The organism is Tomitella cavernea, assembly GCF_016599145.1.
GTDB classification, from domain to species: Bacteria; Actinomycetota; Actinomycetes; order Mycobacteriales; family Mycobacteriaceae; genus Tomitella; species Tomitella cavernae.
Genome location: NZ_JAENKO010000017.1, coordinates 1 through 15,489 on the forward strand (window position 1 = coordinate 1; position 15,489 = coordinate 15,489).

At 70.5% G+C, this 15,489-nt stretch carries 14 protein-coding genes and 1 pseudogene; 7 read left to right on the forward strand and 8 right to left on the reverse strand.

The annotated features are described in order from the left end of the window. Both JJ683_RS07940 and JJ683_RS07945 read left to right on the forward strand, forming a co-directional pair. A pseudogene (locus JJ683_RS07940) lies at window positions 1-319 on the forward strand (hypothetical protein); the annotation flags it as partial. Then, window positions 316-1,161: an ESX secretion-associated protein EspG gene (locus JJ683_RS07945; protein WP_200172864.1), complete on the forward strand. Its 846-nt coding sequence runs from the start codon at window positions 316-318 to the stop codon at window positions 1,159-1,161. The pseudogene JJ683_RS07940 and the gene JJ683_RS07945, both read left to right, overlap by 4 nt. Before the next feature lie 20 nt (window positions 1,162-1,181). Here JJ683_RS07945 and JJ683_RS07950 read toward each other — a convergent pair whose 3' ends face one another. From JJ683_RS07950 to sdhC, 8 genes are all read right to left on the reverse strand, one after another. Next, window positions 1,182-2,252, reverse strand: a complete 1,071-nt coding sequence (locus tag JJ683_RS07950) for a Gfo/Idh/MocA family protein (protein ID WP_200172866.1) — start codon at window positions 2,250-2,252, stop codon at window positions 1,182-1,184. Beyond that, window positions 2,249-3,391, reverse strand: a complete 1,143-nt coding sequence (locus JJ683_RS07955) for a tellurite resistance/C4-dicarboxylate transporter family protein (protein ID WP_307810762.1) — start codon at window positions 3,389-3,391, stop codon at window positions 2,249-2,251. The genes JJ683_RS07950 and JJ683_RS07955 overlap by 4 nt, the downstream gene beginning before the upstream one ends. A 19-nt stretch (window positions 3,392-3,410) precedes the next feature. Next, window positions 3,411-3,740 (reverse strand): cupin domain-containing protein, encoded by a 330-nt coding sequence (locus JJ683_RS07960; protein WP_200172868.1) that lies wholly within the window; start codon window positions 3,738-3,740, stop codon window positions 3,411-3,413. Between the two features lie 87 nt (window positions 3,741-3,827). Beyond that, window positions 3,828-6,629, reverse strand: a complete 2,802-nt coding sequence (locus JJ683_RS07965; RefSeq protein ID WP_200172870.1) for an aconitate hydratase — start codon at window positions 6,627-6,629, stop codon at window positions 3,828-3,830. A gap of 200 nt (window positions 6,630-6,829) precedes the next feature. Beyond that, a complete protein-coding gene (locus tag JJ683_RS07970; protein WP_242474520.1) occupies window positions 6,830-7,540 on the reverse strand; it encodes a succinate dehydrogenase iron-sulfur subunit in 711 nt (236 codons plus the stop codon). Between the two features lie 74 nt (window positions 7,541-7,614). Next, window positions 7,615-9,387 (reverse strand): succinate dehydrogenase flavoprotein subunit, encoded by a 1,773-nt coding sequence (gene sdhA / locus JJ683_RS07975; protein ID WP_200172873.1) that lies wholly within the window; start codon window positions 9,385-9,387, stop codon window positions 7,615-7,617. A 21-nt stretch (window positions 9,388-9,408) separates the two neighbouring features. Beyond that, a complete protein-coding gene (locus JJ683_RS07980) occupies window positions 9,409-9,852 on the reverse strand; it encodes a succinate dehydrogenase hydrophobic membrane anchor subunit (RefSeq protein WP_200172875.1) in 444 nt (147 codons plus the stop codon). Then, window positions 9,852-10,259, reverse strand: coding sequence for a succinate dehydrogenase, cytochrome b556 subunit (gene sdhC / locus JJ683_RS07985; protein ID WP_200172877.1), 408 nt, complete (start codon window positions 10,257-10,259; stop codon window positions 9,852-9,854). Before sdhC ends, JJ683_RS07980 begins: the two co-directional genes overlap by 1 nt. Before the next feature lie 273 nt (window positions 10,260-10,532). Here sdhC and JJ683_RS07990 point away from each other — a divergent pair, with 273 nt between their 5' ends. The 5 genes from JJ683_RS07990 to JJ683_RS08010 all read left to right on the forward strand — a co-directional run bounded on the left by JJ683_RS07990 (window position 10,533) and on the right by JJ683_RS08010 (window position 15,481). After that, complete coding sequence (locus JJ683_RS07990; RefSeq protein WP_200172879.1) at window positions 10,533-10,952, forward strand: cytidine deaminase; 420 nt, start codon at window positions 10,533-10,535, stop codon at window positions 10,950-10,952. Next, window positions 10,940-12,262: a thymidine phosphorylase gene (locus JJ683_RS07995; protein WP_200172881.1), complete on the forward strand. Its 1,323-nt coding sequence runs from the start codon at window positions 10,940-10,942 to the stop codon at window positions 12,260-12,262. Before JJ683_RS07990 ends, JJ683_RS07995 begins: the two co-directional genes overlap by 13 nt. A 146-nt stretch (window positions 12,263-12,408) precedes the next feature. Beyond that, the gene (locus tag JJ683_RS08000; protein ID WP_372435267.1) at window positions 12,409-13,410 is read left to right on the forward strand and encodes a R2-like ligand-binding oxidase; all 1,002 of its coding nucleotides are present in this window, start codon (window positions 12,409-12,411) and stop codon (window positions 13,408-13,410) included. Window positions 13,411-13,453: 43 nt separating this feature from the next. Next, window positions 13,454-14,638, forward strand: coding sequence for an adenosine deaminase (locus tag JJ683_RS08005; protein ID WP_307810763.1), 1,185 nt, complete (start codon window positions 13,454-13,456; stop codon window positions 14,636-14,638). Between the two features lie 102 nt (window positions 14,639-14,740). Continuing rightward, window positions 14,741-15,481 carry a VIT1/CCC1 transporter family protein gene (locus JJ683_RS08010; protein ID WP_242474516.1) on the forward strand — a complete coding sequence of 247 codons (741 nt, stop codon included), beginning with the start codon at window positions 14,741-14,743 and terminating at the stop codon, window positions 15,479-15,481. Window positions 15,482-15,489 lie beyond the last annotated feature (8 nt).

The following is a 15,489-nucleotide window of genomic DNA, read 5'->3' on the forward strand; positions in this document are numbered from 1 at the left end:
TGTGCCGGGCGGCGGCCGTGCGGGCGGCGTTCCCGGTGGCTCCGCGGCGCACGGCGGGCCCGTGGGCGGTGGACAAGTGGCAGGAAGGGGCGTGGGGCCGTCCCCGGCCGCCGGCGCATCCGCGGCGCAGGATGCCCCGGGGGGTGCCGGCCGCAGGACGATGGGCCCGGCGATGCTGGGCGGTGGGGGCCGCGGACGCGGGGGCGACGAGGGACATGATGCGGCCGGATTCCTCACCACCGTCGGTCATGGTGACCAGCTGATCGGCGATCTGGGCACGGTGGTGCACCCGGTGCTGGGCTCGGCGGACGGCGCGTGAAGCGCACACTCACCGGCGAGCAGTTCCGGTACCTGTGGCGGGAGGCCGGCGGCGACGTGGTCAAGCGGCCGCTGCAGGTATCAGGCGCGGCGCGCACGCGCAGTGAGTCCGCAGCCCGGGCAGCGGAACTCGCCGCCTGGTGGCGGTTCCGGCCGGATCCTGCACTGCTCTCCGCCGTGCGCACCCTCCGGAGACCGGAGCTGTGGCTTGAGGCGACGGCCGTGGACGCGCGCGGACGGCCGCTGCGCGGGCTCGTCGGCGTCGGCGCGGCGTGCTCGACGCTCGTGCTGCAGGATCCGGTGCAGGAGCCTTCCGGTACGGCCGCGGAGCGGAGCCCGCGCGGCGCGGGGCCGACCTGGTCCCTGGCGCGGGGAGGCGACTGCCACGTCGAGAGCGGCCGTACCGAGCTGCTCGTCGCACGGCTGTGCGCCGGGTTGCCGCGCTATCCGGCCGGCGGAGGAACCGTACTGTCGGCCGCGCTGGCCGCCGTCGCCCCCGTTCCGACAGGCCGCGGTGCCCGCGAGCCCTTGTCCGTGCGTGCGACCAGATCCGACGCCGAGCAGATCCGTGCGCTCGGGGAGCGGCCCCGGAGGTGCGAGGCATACTTCCAGGTCACCACGCCGGCGGGGGTCGCGGGTGAAGCAGTGCGGGCGGGACTGGCCTGGCTGGTCGGCGACGACGGCGGCCACCTTCTCGACGGGGACGGGATCGGACCCGTCGAGGGCCCCGCGGTGGTCGGCACGCCTGACAGGAACGTGCGGGCCCGGCCGTGCGGTACCGCCGCGGTCGAGGCCGCGGTGCGTGCGCTCCTCGCGCGGGCGCAGGAGCATCCGCGGGTGTAGCCGCGCTGCGCAACCCGGCGTCAGGGGTCGCCGAGTCCGGCCGCCGCGCGCGCGTCGTCGACGAGGTGTGCGGTGGCCAGCGCGTCGTCGAGCGACCAGCCGAACGGCATCGGCGCACCGTCGCGGACCCGCGCCGCGAACCGCGCCAGCTGGCCGGTGTAGGTCGAGGGGCCGGCGAACAATCCGATCCCGCCGCCGGTATCCGCCGGTGCCCCGTTCCTGTGGACGACCAGGGCGCCGCCGAGGTGCGGAAGCAGGATGCCGTCAGCCTCGAGCGTGCCGTCGCGGCCGTCGACGCGGAGCCGGTGCCGCGTCGACGCTGCCGCGATGCACGCGTGCACCTGCGCGTGCGCGCCGCCGGGGTAGCGCAGAGCCACGGTGACGGACTCGTCGACCGGGGCGCGGTGTCCGACGGCGGAGCGCCCCACTCCGGCGTGCCGGGCAGACGCCGATTCCACCGTCGGCGCACCGCCGCCCGCCGCGCCCAGCAGGTGCGCGATCTGCAGTCCGTAGCAGCCGAGGTCAAGCAGCGCGCCGCCGCCGAGCCGCCGGGACCAGCGCGGATCGTCCGGGCCGGGCGGCGGCATCGTCAGTTCCACCCGCACCGCGTCGAGATCCCCGAGCGCGAGTGCGCCGCCGGCGAGCGGTGCGGTGAGCTCCCCGATGCGCTCCCACAGCGGGTGGCACAGGTGGTGATACGCCTCGTGCATCACGAGGCCGGCGCGGTGTGCGGCGGACCGGATGCGGGCCGCCTGCTCGGCCGTGGCCGCCAGTGGCTTCTCACACAGCACGTGTTTCCCGGCGGCGAGCGCGGCGAGGGCCCAGTGCACGTGCAGTGCCGGTGGAAGTGGGAGGTAGACGACGTCGACGTCGGGGTCCGCGAGAACGTCCTCATACGAGTCGTGTACGCGCTCGACCCTGCACAGCTCGGCGAAGAACTCCGCGCGCGCCCGGTCGCGTGATGCGACGGCCACCAGGCGATGCCCGAGTACCCGGGCCGGTAGCACCACGGCCTCGCCGGTGATCCGGGCGACCCCCAGGATCCCGATGCGCAGCGGCGGCGCGCCATGGTCGGCGGGCGCCGGCGTCACGCGGCGGGGTCGGGTTCTTCGGGGATGATGTACGGGCGTTCCGGTTGCGGCGGGACGATCCGCCCCAGGATGAGTGTGCGGAACAGGTGCACGCACATGCTGAGGAACACTGCCGTCCACGCGGCGAGCGCCACCCAGGCCTCGACCTCCGCGATCGTCTGCACCAGCGGCAGGTCGTCGACGGGCTCCGAGCCGAGGAAGTAACTGGCAACCGAGTACATCCCGAGCGGGAAGATGATGCTCCACAGTGTGGCGTCGTACCGCAGCGGCAGCCGGTGCACCACGTGCCGCCAGTATCCGGCCGCGAGCAGTACGGGGATCAACCAGGTGCCGAAGACCCAGAAGATCACCGACGTCCCGGCCGCCAGCTCCCGGGCGGCCCGCACCATGGGCGCGGCGTGGTCGCCGATGAGCACCACCTTGGACCCGGCCAGCACCGTGATGGCGGTGGCGCCCATCGAGATCCAGTACGCGGGCACGGCGTCCTCGGGGCCCAACGGGTAGAGCATGAGCCGCGCCGCCACCAGCAGGGCGACCCCCGCGTAGAGCACGCACCCGACAGCCCACGAGAACACGGCGAGGATGCCGAGCTCGTCCCGGAAGGCTGTGACGGTGGGCTCGAGCGTGGCCGCGAGCACCGCGAGGGATTGGCCGCCGACCACCCAGATGAACCACGTCCCGTTGGCGCCGGGCAGCGTGGGCCGGTGCGACGGGTGCAGCACTGCGGTCCACGGCACGATGTACCCCAGCAGGAACCAGCTGACGGCGGTGATCACGAGCATCGCGATCCCGAGCGCGCGTTGGTCCTCGACCAGCAGCACGGTTCCCAGCACGCCGGACGCGGCGGTGAAGGTGAAGTAGCCGAAGCCGCGGCGCGGATCCTGGAAGTCGTTGCGGATCGCGCGGCGGTGCCGGGCGATCCGGATCACGGTGAGGGCCGTGAGCAGCGCCCAGGAGACACCGCAGATCACGGCCATCGTCTGCGCCAGCAGGTCCAGCCCGTGGATGCGGATGGCCACCGACACGATGCCTGTCGCCATGGTCAGCGCGAAGTAGCCCGGATTCAGCGTGGACACCGCGGAGTCGACTCGCCGGAGGAACGTGCGCGGCGACAGATGATCAGGGTGGGTGTCGGTCACGGCGCCGGCTCCCGGGCCGTCAACTCTTCGCGACAGTCAACAGGAAGGAGGAGTCCTCCACCGCCGTCACACTGTGGCGCGCCGGCGGAATCACCAGCAGGTCTCCTGTGCGGCCCTCCCATGAGTTCTCGGACGTGTCGAGCGTGATCCGCCCGGAGAGCACCTGCACCGTCGCCTCGCCCGGACTTTCGTGCTCGGCGAGCTCGCCGCCGGCCGCGACGACCACGAGGGTCTGCCGCAGCGTCTTCTCGTGCCCGCCGAAGACGGTGGAGGACGCGACCTTCCGCTCGCTCCCCGCCGCCCTTGCCCGCAGCTCACGTGTGAGCGCCACCAGCGACATCTTGTTCATGGGCTCATTGTGTCACCCGGCGCCGCGGGAAGGGGGTGTTGCGGTGTGATTCCCCGGAACGACGGCCGTCGAACTCCGCTGCGCCGCTCAGGCGCCCAGCAGTTGCCGCAGCACGTACTGGAGGATGCCGCCGTGGCGGTAGTATGCCGCCTCCGCGGGCGTGTCGATGCGCACCTTCGCGGTGAACTCCGTGTCGCCCGCCCGGACGGTGACGGTGCGCGGAAACTCGCCGGAATCGGCCCCCGCGATGCCGCTGATCGCGAACTCCTCCTCGCCGGTGAGTCCGAGGCTCTCGATCGACTCGGCCTCCGGGAACTCCAAGGGCAGCACGCCCATGCCGATGAGGTTCGAGCGGTGGATGCGCTCGAACGACTGCGCGATCACCGCCCGCACCCCCAGCAGGAGCGTTCCCTTGGCCGCCCAGTCGCGCGAGGATCCGGAGCCGTACTCGGCGCCCGCGAGCACCACCAGAGGTGTGCCGTCGGCCTCGTACTTCTCCGCCGCGTCGAAGATGCTCATCTGCTCGCCCGTGGGCAGGTAGCGGGTGACGCCGCCCTCCACCCCCGGCACAAGCTCGTTGCGCAGGCGGATGTTCGCGAAGGTGCCGCGGATCATCACCTCATGGTTGCCGCGCCGGGATCCGTACGAGTTGAACGACCGCGGCTCCACGCCGTGCCCCTGCAGGTACGCGCCGGCAGGGCCGTCGCGTCGGATCGCCCCGGCGGGCGAGATGTGGTCGGTGGTGACCGAGTCGCCCAGCTTCGCGAGGACCCGGGCGCCGGTGATGTCGCGGACGGGCTCGGCCTCCCGGGCCATCCCGTCGAAGTACGGAGGCCTGCGCACGTAGGTCGAGTCGTCCTTCCACTCGAACACCTCGCTCGTCGCCTCAGGCAGGCTCTTCCAGTTGTCGTCGCCGGCGTAGACGTCCGAATAGCCCTCGGTGAACATCCCGGCCTCGATGGACTCGGAGATCACCTTGTCCACCTCCGCCTCGTCCGGCCAGATGTCCCCGAGGTACACGGGCTCGCCGTCGCTGCCGATACCGAGCGGATCGCTGGTCAGGTCGACGAGCATGCTCCCCGCGAGCGCGTACGCCACGACGAGCGGAGGGGAGGCGAGGAAGTTCATTCGCGACTGCGGGTGGATCCGGCCCTCGAAGTTGCGGTTGCCGGAGAGCACCGCCGCCACGTTGAGGTCGGCCTGGTCGATGGCGTCGGCGATGGGGCCCAGTAGCGGGCCCGAGTTGCCGATGCAGGTGGTGCAGCCGTAGCCGACCAGGTTGAACCCCAGTTTGTCGAGATACGGGGTGAGGCCGGAGCGTTCGAGGTAGTCGGTGACCACGCGCGATCCCGGCGCCAGCGTGGTCTTCACCCACGGCTTGCTGGACAACCCCCGTTCCACGGCCTTCTTCGCCAGCAGGGCGGCGCCGATCATCACCGACGGGTTGGACGTGTTGGTGCACGAGGTGATCGCGGCGATGATCACGTGCCCGTTGTCGATGGTGAACTCGTCGCCGCCCGGCATCGTCACCGGCGTCGGATTGGACGGGTAGTCCGGGGCCGGCCCGTCGATGTCGACCTCGACGGGGGGCGCCACGTTGTGGTCTTCGACGATGGCGACCGGGTCGGAGGCGGGGAAGGACTCGAACGAGGCCTCGTCGAGGCCCACCTCTTGCACTTCGTCGATGACCTTCGACGTCTCCTCGCCGTGCAGCAGCTGCTTGACGGCGCGCTTGGAGTGGGTCAGCGGGATGCGGTCCTGAGGACGCTTGGGCCCGGCGATCGACGGGCGGATGGTGGACAGGTCCAGCTCGACCTTCTGGCTGAACTGCGGTTCGTGGTCGGGGTCGTGCCACATGCCCTGCATCCTGGCGTAGGCCTCGACGAGCTTGATCCGCCACTCGGGCCGGCCGGTGAGGCGCATGTAGTCCAGGGTGACCTGGTCGATGGGGAAGATCGAGACGGTCGAGCCGTACTCGGGGCTCATGTTGCCGAGGGTGGCGCGGTTGGCCAGGGGCACGTTGGCGACGCCGGGGCCGTAGAACTCGACGAACTTGCCCACCACCCCGGTCTTGCGCAGCAGCTCGGCGACGGTCAGGACGACGTCGGTGGCGGTGGTGCCCGGCTGCGGCTCGCCGGTGAGCTTGAGACCCACGACCTGCGGGATGAGCATCGACATGGGCTGGCCCAGCATGGCCGCCTCGGCCTCGATGCCGCCGACGCCCCAGCCGACGACGCCGAGACCGTTGATCATCGGGGTGTGCGAGTCGGTGCCGACGAGGCTGTCGGGGTAGGCGATGGTGGTGCCGTCGGCGTTCTCCCGGGTGAACACCCCGCGGCCCAGGTACTCCAAGTTGACCTGGTGGCAGATGCCGGTGTCCGGGGGGACCACGAGGAAGTCGTCGAACGCGCCCTGACCCCAGCGCAGCAACTGGTAGCGCTCCTTGTTGCGCTCGAACTCCAGGTCCGAGTTGATCCGCGCCGCGTCGACGCTGGCGAACTCGTCGGCGATCACGGAGTGGTCGATGACGAGTTCGGTGGGGATGAGCGGGTTGATCTTCTTCGGATCACCGCCGAGGGCCGTCATAGCGTCGCGCATCGCCACCAGGTCGACCACGCACGGGACGCCCGTGAAGTCCTGCATGAGTACGCGGGCGGGGAAGAACTGGATCTCCGGGTTGGCGGCGGAGGCGGGGTCCCACTGCGCGAGCGCGTCGATCTGTGCCCGGGTGACCAGGTGGCCGTCCTCGTTGCGCAGCAGGTTCTCCAGCAGAACCTTGAGGCTGTAGGGCAGGCGCTCCGAGCCCGGCACCCTGTCCACCCGGAAGACCTCGTACCGCGCCCCGTCGACTTCCAGCTCGTCACGCGCCCCGAAGCTGTTCTCGCTCATGGCAATCCACCTCTCCAGACGTACTCGTGCGCGGCCGCACATGCCGGGAGGCACCGGTGCGCCGCCTCTGGCCTCACATTAGCCATTCGACCACGGAACGGGAAGGCGGCCGCACAGTGCGGCGTGGAAAACACCGGGGCCCCCGCACCGGGGACGGTGCGGGGGCCTGCGGAGAGTGTGGCCGGCGGCGCGGCCCGTCGTCAGCGTGCGAACAGCAGCGCGCGCTTGACCTCGGCGATCGCCTTCGTGACCTCGATGCCGCGCGGGCATGCTTCGGTGCAGTTGAAGGTGGTGCGGCAACGCCACACCCCGTCGACGTCGTTGAGGATGTCGAGCCGCTCGGCGGCGCCTTCGTCGCGGCTGTCGAAGATGAACCGGTGCGCGTTGACGATGGCGGCGGGCCCGAAGTAGCTGCCCTCGTTCCAGTACACCGGGCACGAGCTGGTGCAGCACGCGCACAGGATGCACTTGGTGGTGTCGTCGAAGCGCGCGCGGTCGGCCTGCGACTGGACGCGTTCGAGGGTGGGCTCGTTACCGGTGGTGATCAGGTACGGCTTGACCGCGCGGTAGGCGTCGAAGAACGGCTCCATGTCCACGATCAGGTCCTTGAGGCACGGCAGCCCCTTGAGCGGCTCGATCGTGATCGTCACCGGCTTGCCGTCCTTGGGCAGCATGTCCTTCATCAGCAGCTTGCAGGCGAGCCTGTTGACGCCGTTGACGCGCATGGCGTCCGAGCCGCACACGCCGTGTGCACACGAGCGGCGGAACGTCAGCGACCCGTCGAGGTAGCCCTTCACGTAGAGCAGGAGGTTGAGCAGCCGGTCGGAGGGCAGCGCGGGCACCTGGAAGCTGTCCCAGTGTGCGCCCTTGCCATCCTCGGGGTTGAAGCGCGCGATCTTGAGGGTGACCATCACCGAACCCTCGGCGGGTTTCGGCAGCTCCGGGTCGCCCTGCGGCGGCGCGGTGATTACAGCGGTGTCGGCCATCAGTACTTACGCTCCATCGGCTCGTAGCGGGTCTGGACAACCGGCTTGTGGCCGAGCCGGATCCCGGAGAGCAGACCCTCGCCCTCCTTGTAGGCCATGGTGTGCCACATGTAGTTGGCGTCGTCGCGCTTGGGGTAGTCTTCGCGGGCGTGGCCGCCGCGGGTCTCCTTGCGGTTGAGCGCGCCCACCACGGTGACCTCCGCCAGCTCGAGCAGGAAGCCCAGCTCGATGGCCTCGAGGAGGTCGCTGTTGAACCGCCGGCCCTTGTCGTGCACCACGATGTGGTTGTACCGCTCCTTGAGCGCGCGCACGTCCTTGAGGGCCTGCTCGAGGGTCTCCTCGGTGCGGAACACCTGCGCGTTGGCGTCCATCGTCGCCTGCAGTTCCTTGCGGATGTCCGCGACGCGCTCGTTGCCGTGGTCGGACAGGATCTGCGCGAGCCAGGCGGTGACCATCCCGGCCGGGTCCTCCGGCAGGTCGACGAAGTCGTGCGACTGCGCGTACTCGGAGGCGGCGATGCCCGCGCGGCGCCCGAACACGTTGATGTCGAGCAGCGAGTTGGTGCCCAGGCGGTTGGCGCCGTGCACCGAGACGCACGCGCACTCGCCCGCCGCGTACAGACCCGGGACGATGTCCTCCTGGTCGTTGCGCAGCACGTTGCCGGTGATGGTGGTGGGGATGCCGCCCATCACGTAGTGGCACGTGGGGTAGACGGGCACCGGGTCGGTGACCGGGTCCACGCCCAGGTAGGTGCGCGAGAACTCTGTGATGTCCGGCAGTTTCTCGTTGAGCACGTCCGCGCCGAGGTGCGTCACGTCGAGGAAGACGTAGTCCTTGTGCGGCCCGGCGCCGCGGCCCTCCATCACCTCGAGGACCATCGAGCGGGCGACGATGTCACGCGGGGCGAGGTCCTTGATGGTGGGGGCGTAGCGCTCCATGAAGCGCTCGCCGTCGACGTTGCGGAGGATGCCGCCCTCGCCGCGCACGGCCTCGGAGATGAGGATGCCCAGCCCGGCCAGACCCGTCGGGTGGAACTGGTGGAACTCCATGTCCTCCAGCGGCAGGCCCTTGCGGAAGATGATCCCCATGCCGTCGCCGGTCAGGGTGTGCGCGTTGGACGTGGTCTTGTACATGCGGCCCGACCCGCCGGTGGCGAATACGATGGACTTGGCCTGGAACACGTGCAGCTCGCCGGTCGCCAGCTCGTAGGCGACGACGCCGGTGGCGACGGGGCCCTCGGCGGTGTCTGTGAGGCACACGTCGAGCGCGTAGAACTCGTTGAAGAACTCGACGTCGTGCTTGACGCAGTTCTGGTAGAGCGTCTGCAGGATCATGTGGCCGGTGCGGTCCGCGGCGTAGCAGGCACGGCGCACGGGCGCCTTGCCGTGGTCACGGGTGTGCCCGCCGAAGCGTCGCTGGTCGATCCGCCCCTCCGGGGTGCGGTTGAACGGCAGGCCCATCTTCTCCAGGTCCATCACCGCGTCGATGGCCTCCTTGGCCATGATCTCCGCGGCGTCCTGGTCGACGAGGTAGTCGCCGCCCTTGACCGTGTCGAAGGTGTGCCACTCCCAGTTGTCCTCCTCGACGTTGGACAGTGCGGCGCACATACCGCCCTGCGCAGCGCCGGTGTGGGAGCGGGTGGGGTACAGCTTGGTCAGCACCGCGGTGCGTGCCCGCGGTCCGGCCTCGATGGCCGCGCGCATGCCGGCGCCGCCTGCGCCGACGATGACCACGTCGTAACGGTGTTGGTGCAGCTCTTGCGATTCTGGCATGAAGTTTCTGCTCCCCGGAGGTCAGCTGATCTTGATGTTGGGGTCGAACGAGAAGATGACGTAGGTGCCGATCGCCATGATCAGGACCATCGCGACGACGAGGACCGTCGTCAACCAGAACCGCGTCGAGTCCTTGCGCGAGTAGTCCGCGATCACGGTGCGCAGGCCGTTGCCGCCGTGCAGCATGGCGAGCCAGAGCATGATCAAGTCCCAGATCTGCCAGAACGGATTGGTCCAGCGGTCCGCGACGAAAGCGAAGTTGATGCGGTGCACGCCGTCGTCGATCATGAGCATGATCGACAGGTGCGTGAGGACCAGGATCAGCAGCGCGATGCCGGAGACGCGCATGAACACCCACGCGGCCATCTCGAAGCCGCCGCGGCGGGGCCGGCGGGGCGAACGTGGGTTGTCGAGGCTGGCGGGACGGTCGTAGGAACGACCCATGATCGGGGCTTCGGCGGTCATTATGAGATCCCCTTCATGATCTGCTGGATGATGCGGAAGGTGGCCGGGATCATCACGACCAGCCAGACGACTCCGACTCCCCAGAGCAGCTGGCGCTGGTAGCGGCAGCCCTTGGCCCAGAAGTCGACGAGGATGATGCGGACGCCGTTGAGCCCGTGGTACAGGACCACCGCGACAAGCGTGAGCTCCATCAGGGCGACGATCGGGTTCTGGTAGGTGCCGATCACCTCGTTGTATGCGTCCTGGCTGACGCGCACGAGAGCGGTGTCCAGCACGTGGACGAACAAGAAGAAGAAGGTGGCGACGCCGGTGATCCGGTGCAGGGCCCAGGACCACATTCCGGGATCGCCCCGGTAGAGGGTTCGTGTGCGCTCTCTGGTGAGGGCGACTTCTTGCGTGCTGGTCATCGAGTGCTCTGCCTCCAACGTCTGTGGTGATTCGGCGGCCGCGAGACGTAGCAGATGCCGTGGGGACGCGGAAGTCCTACCGGCGGGGCCTCGGGGCTCGACGAGAACCTGAACCGACAGATGAACTGTAGACCCAGCGTAGTGAGGCAACTAATCCGATATACCGGCACTGCGGAGATTCGGCCATTGTCTTAGCCCAGGCTAAGCAAACTTCACACGAGTGTCCGACGGTCCCGTGCTGTGCTCCGGTGCGGCGGTGGCACCATGGGTGACGTGGCCGATACGGACTGGAATGACCTGCGCACGCGCGCTTTCGAGGTGATGCGGAACGCCTACGCGCCGTACTCCGGGTTCGCGGTGGGTGCGGCGGGGCTGATGGAGGACGGCCGGGTGGTTGTCGGCTGCAATGTGGAGAATGTCTCACTGGGGCTCACTGTGTGCGCCGAAAACATACTGGTCGGTAACTTGTTCGCCTCCGGTGGTGGCCGTCTGCGCGCGGTGTCGTGCGTGGGCCCCGAGGGTGCCGCCGTCATGCCGTGCGGGCGATGCCGGCAGGTGCTGTTGGAGCACGGCGGTGCGGAGCTCGCGGTCGACGCCGGCGCTGGGCCGCCGGTCACGCTCGGCGAGCTGCTCCCGCGTGCGTTCGGGCCGGGCGAGTCGGAATCGGGGGCGGTGCGGCGATGGACCCGGTAGGGGTCATCGCGCGCAAGCGCGACGGCCACGAGCTCACCGACGCGGAGATCCGCTGGGCGGTGGGGGCGTACACGGCGGGCGCCTTCGCCGACGTCCAGATGGCGGCGTTGCTGATGGCCATCGTGCTGCGGGGGATGACCGCCCGTGAAACCGCGTCGCTCGAGTCGGCGATGCGGGCGAGCGGATCCACCGCAGATCTCACCGGGCTGCGGCGCGCCGGCGCGCGCCTCCCCACGGTGGACAAGCACTCCACCGGCGGGGTGGGCGACAAGATCACGCTGGCGTTGGCGCCTCTCGTAGCGGCCTGCGGCGCGGCGGTGCCCCAGCTCTCCGGGCGCGCGCTGGGGCACACCGGCGGGACCCTCGACAAGCTCGAGGCCATTCCGGGGTGGCGGGCCGAGGTGCCGATGCCGGCGATGCGCCGACAGCTCGAGGACGTCGGGGCGGTGGTGTGCGCCGCCGGCGCCGAGCTGGTTCCCGCGGACCGCGCGATGTACGCGCTGCGGGACATCACCGGCACCGTCGAATCGATCCCGCTCATCGCGGCGTCGATCATGAGCAAGAAGCTGGCGGAGGGCGCGGACGCGCTGGTGCTCGACGTCAAGGTGGGCTCCGGCGCTTTCCTCGCCGACGCCGCATCGGCCCGGGAGCTGGCGGAGACGATGGTCCACCTGGGCGCCGATGCGGGCGTGCGCACCACGGCGCTGCTCACCGCGATGGACGCCCCGCTGGGCAGGGCCGTCGGCAACGCGCTCGAGGTGGCCGAGGCGGTGGAGGTGCTCGCAGGCGGGGGCCCGCCGGACGTCGTGGAGCTGACCACTGCCCTGGCGCGGGAGATGCTCGCCGCCGCGGGCCTGGACGCGGTGGACCCGGCGGTGCGGCTGGTGGACGGTAGCGCGATGGACCGGTGGCGGCGGATGATCGCCGCGCAGGGCGGCGACCCGGACGCGCCGTTGCCCGTCGCGCGGCACGTCGACACCGTGTGCGCGGAGCCCGGCGTCGCGGGGGTTGTGACCGGACTGGACGCGCGGGCTGTGGGGGATGCGGCCCGCATCCTCGGTGCCGGCAGGCTTGCCCCGGGCGACGCGGTGACGGCCGGGGCCGGGATCGAGATCCATGCACGCCCGGGCGAACCGGTGGCGGCGGGCGGGCGCCTGCTGTCGCTGCACACCGATGCCCCGGAGCGGATCGCCGCGGCCCGCGAGGCGCTCGCCGGGGCGGTCGGCATCCGGCCCGGGGCATCGGCCGGCGCCGGCGGCCGGGATGAACTCGGCAGTGGCGGGCCGCTGGTGCGGGGTCGGGTGAGTTGACCGGAACGCGACCGTTCGGGTGTCCGATTCCGACGCCGGATAGGTGTGAATGCGGGTATCGTCGACTGTGACCGGGATCTCACGCGCTCCGGACGTACGGGCGATCCGTGGATCCGCAACGGAGCCGCTTGCCGGGAGGTACATCCATGACGACGCAAATGACTTCGCAATCGACGGCCACGCAAGCCGCCCCGCCGGCGGGCGCGGACGGCGTTCCGGACCTGCGCGCGGACTTCGCCACGCTCCGCGCCGGCGGGCTCAATTGGCAGTCGATGCCGCTGCGCCTGTTCACCAAGGGCAACGCGCACTTCTGGGACCCGCGGGCCATCGACTTCTCCCAGGACCGCGCGGACTGGGAGGCGATGACCGACGAGCAGCGCCGCAGTGCCACCTACCTGTGCTCGCAGTTCATCGCCGGCGAGGAGGCGGTGACACAGGATCTGCAGCCGTTCATGCGCGCCATGGCCGCGGAGGGGCGCTTCGGCGACGAGATGTACTTGACCCAGTTCTGCTTCGAGGAGGCCAAGCACGCGCAGGTGTTCCGCCTGTGGATGGACGCGGTGGGGCTCGACGGCGACCTGCAGCCGTTCGTCAGGGACAACCCCGGCTACCGGCGGCTGTTCTACTACGAACTGCCGAAGTCGCTGCGGGCGTTGGAGCAGGACCCGAGCCCGGCCAACCAGATCACAGCCAGCGTCACCTACAACCACGTGGTGGAGGGCAGTCTGGCGCTCACCGGCTATTACGCCTGGCAGAAGGTGTGCAAGGAGAACGGGATCCTGCCGGGGATGCGCGAGCTCATCAGCCGCATCAGCCTGGACGAGCGCCGGCACATGGCCTGGGGCACGTTCACCTGTCGGCGGCACGTGGCCGCGGACGACAGCCTGTGGGAGCTCGTCCAGCAGCGCATGGCCGAGCTCATGCCGCACGCGATCACCATGATCAACTGGGTCAACGAGCAGTTCGACGAGCAGCCCTTCGGGCTCGACCCGGACGAGTTCGTCACTTACGCCGCCGACCGCGCGCAGCGCCGGCTCACCGCAATCGAATCCGCCCGCGGGCGCCGCGTCGAGGAGATCGACCTGGACCACGCCCCCGAGGCGCTCGAGGACCGCTTCGCGGAGGAGGACGCGGCGGTGCTGGGATAGCCGGGTGCGTCAGGTCGGCGGCGCGCCGCAGTACGGTCGGGGGGTGGACACCGCAGTGAACGGCCCGGCCGCGGACCTCGACCCGTCGTGCAGTGCACCGTCGGACAGTGGTCCGGCACGCGCCGCCGCCTTCCGCGCGGCGCCCAAGGTGCTTCTGCACGACCACCTCGACGGCGGACTGCGCCCGCAGACGGTGCTCGAACTGGCGGACGCGCACGGCTACCGCGGGCTGCCGGCCGCGGACGGTCCGGGGCTGGCCCGGTGGTTCCGCTCCGCCGCGGACAGTGGCTCGCTCGAGCGGTACCTGGAGACGTTCGCGCACACTGTGGGGGTCATGCAGCACCGTGCCGCGCTGGTGCGTGTCGCCCGCGAGTGCGCGGTGGACCTGGCGGGCGACGGCGTGGTCTACGCGGAGATCCGCTTCGCGCCGGAGCAGCACCTCGAAGGCGGCCTGAGTCTGGACCAAGTGGTGCAGGCGGTGCTCGACGGGTTCGCCGAGGGCGCCGACATGGCCGCCCGGGGTGGACGCGGGATCAGGATCGGCACGCTCGTCACCGCGATGCGGCACGCGGCGCGGTCACGGGAGATCGCGGAACTCGCGGTGCGGTTCCGGGACCGCGGCGTGGTGGGCTTCGACATCGCGGGCGCCGAGGCCGGAAACCCGCCGACCCGCCACCTGGACGCGTTCGAATACATGCGGCAGTCCAACGCGCACTTCACCATCCACGCCGGCGAGGCGTTCGGCCTGCCGTCGATCCACGAGGCGATCGCGTTCTGCGGTGCGGACCGCCTGGGCCATGGCGTGCGTATCACGGATGACATCACCGTGCCCGACGGCGGCATCGTCGACTGGTCCCCGGACGCGCCGCGCGGCAGCAGGCCGACGCTCGGCCGGGTGGCGAACTATGTGCGCGACAAGCGGATTCCGTTGGAGCTGTGCCCCAGCTCCAATGTGCAGACCGGTGCCGTCGCGAGCCTGGCCGAGCACCCCTTCGACCTGCTGGCGCGCCTACGGTTCCGCGTCACGGTGAACACCGACAACCGACTGATGAGCGACACGACGATGAGCGGCGAGATGATGAAACTCGTCGACACCTTCGGGTACGACTGGGTGGATCTGCAGCGGTTCACCATCAATGCGGCCAAGTCCGCGTTCCTCCCGTTCGATCAGCGGCTGGCGATGATCGACGACGTCATCAAGCCGGGTTACGCGGTGCTCTTCGGCTGACCGCGGACGCCCGCACATAGGTTCGGATAGGCTACCATTCGTGCTGGTAGTCCAGCCTTTCCTTGCTGGTGGTGGGTGCGTTGCGCGCCTACGATCGGGCTCATGGAGACCATGACGGGGGAGCCGTCCAGGACGGCGGTGGCGGGGACCCATCCGGAACCCCACGGCGGCGCGATCGCCGCGAAACTCAACTGGCTGCGGGCCGGCGTCCTCGGCGCCAACGACGGGATCGTGTCGACGGCCGGGCTCGTCGTGGGCGTGGCGGCGGCGTCGGCCTCGCGCGACACGCTTCTGACGGCGGGCGTGGCGGGACTCATCGCGGGCGCGGCGTCGATGGCGATGGGCGAGTACGTCTCGGTGAGCACCCAGCGCGACGCGGAGCGCGCGCTGCTGGCCAAGGAGCGCCAGGAGCTCGCCGACGAGCCGGAGGACGAGCTGCGCGAGCTCGCCGCCCTCTACCGGGCGAAGGGGCTCAGCGGTGCGACGGCGCACGCGGTGGCGGTGGAGCTCACCGCGCACGACGCGCTGTCCGCGCACGCCGAGGCCGAGCTGGGAATCGACCCCGACCAGCTCGTCTCGCCCTGGCATGCGGCCGCGTCCTCGGCAGTGTCGTTCATCATGGGCGCGCTGCTGCCGCTCATCGCGATCGTCCTTCCCCCACCGGAACTCCGGGTTCCGGTCACCGTTGTCGCGGTGCTGGCGGCCCTCGCCCTCACCGGCGCGGTGAGCGCCGCACTCGGCGGCGCCGACAGGATGCGTGCGACGGCGCGGGTGATGTGCGGCGGGGCCGCGGCGATGGCAGTCGCCTATGCGGTGGGGGAAGTGGTGGGCGCCGTCGCGTAGGTCGGTGC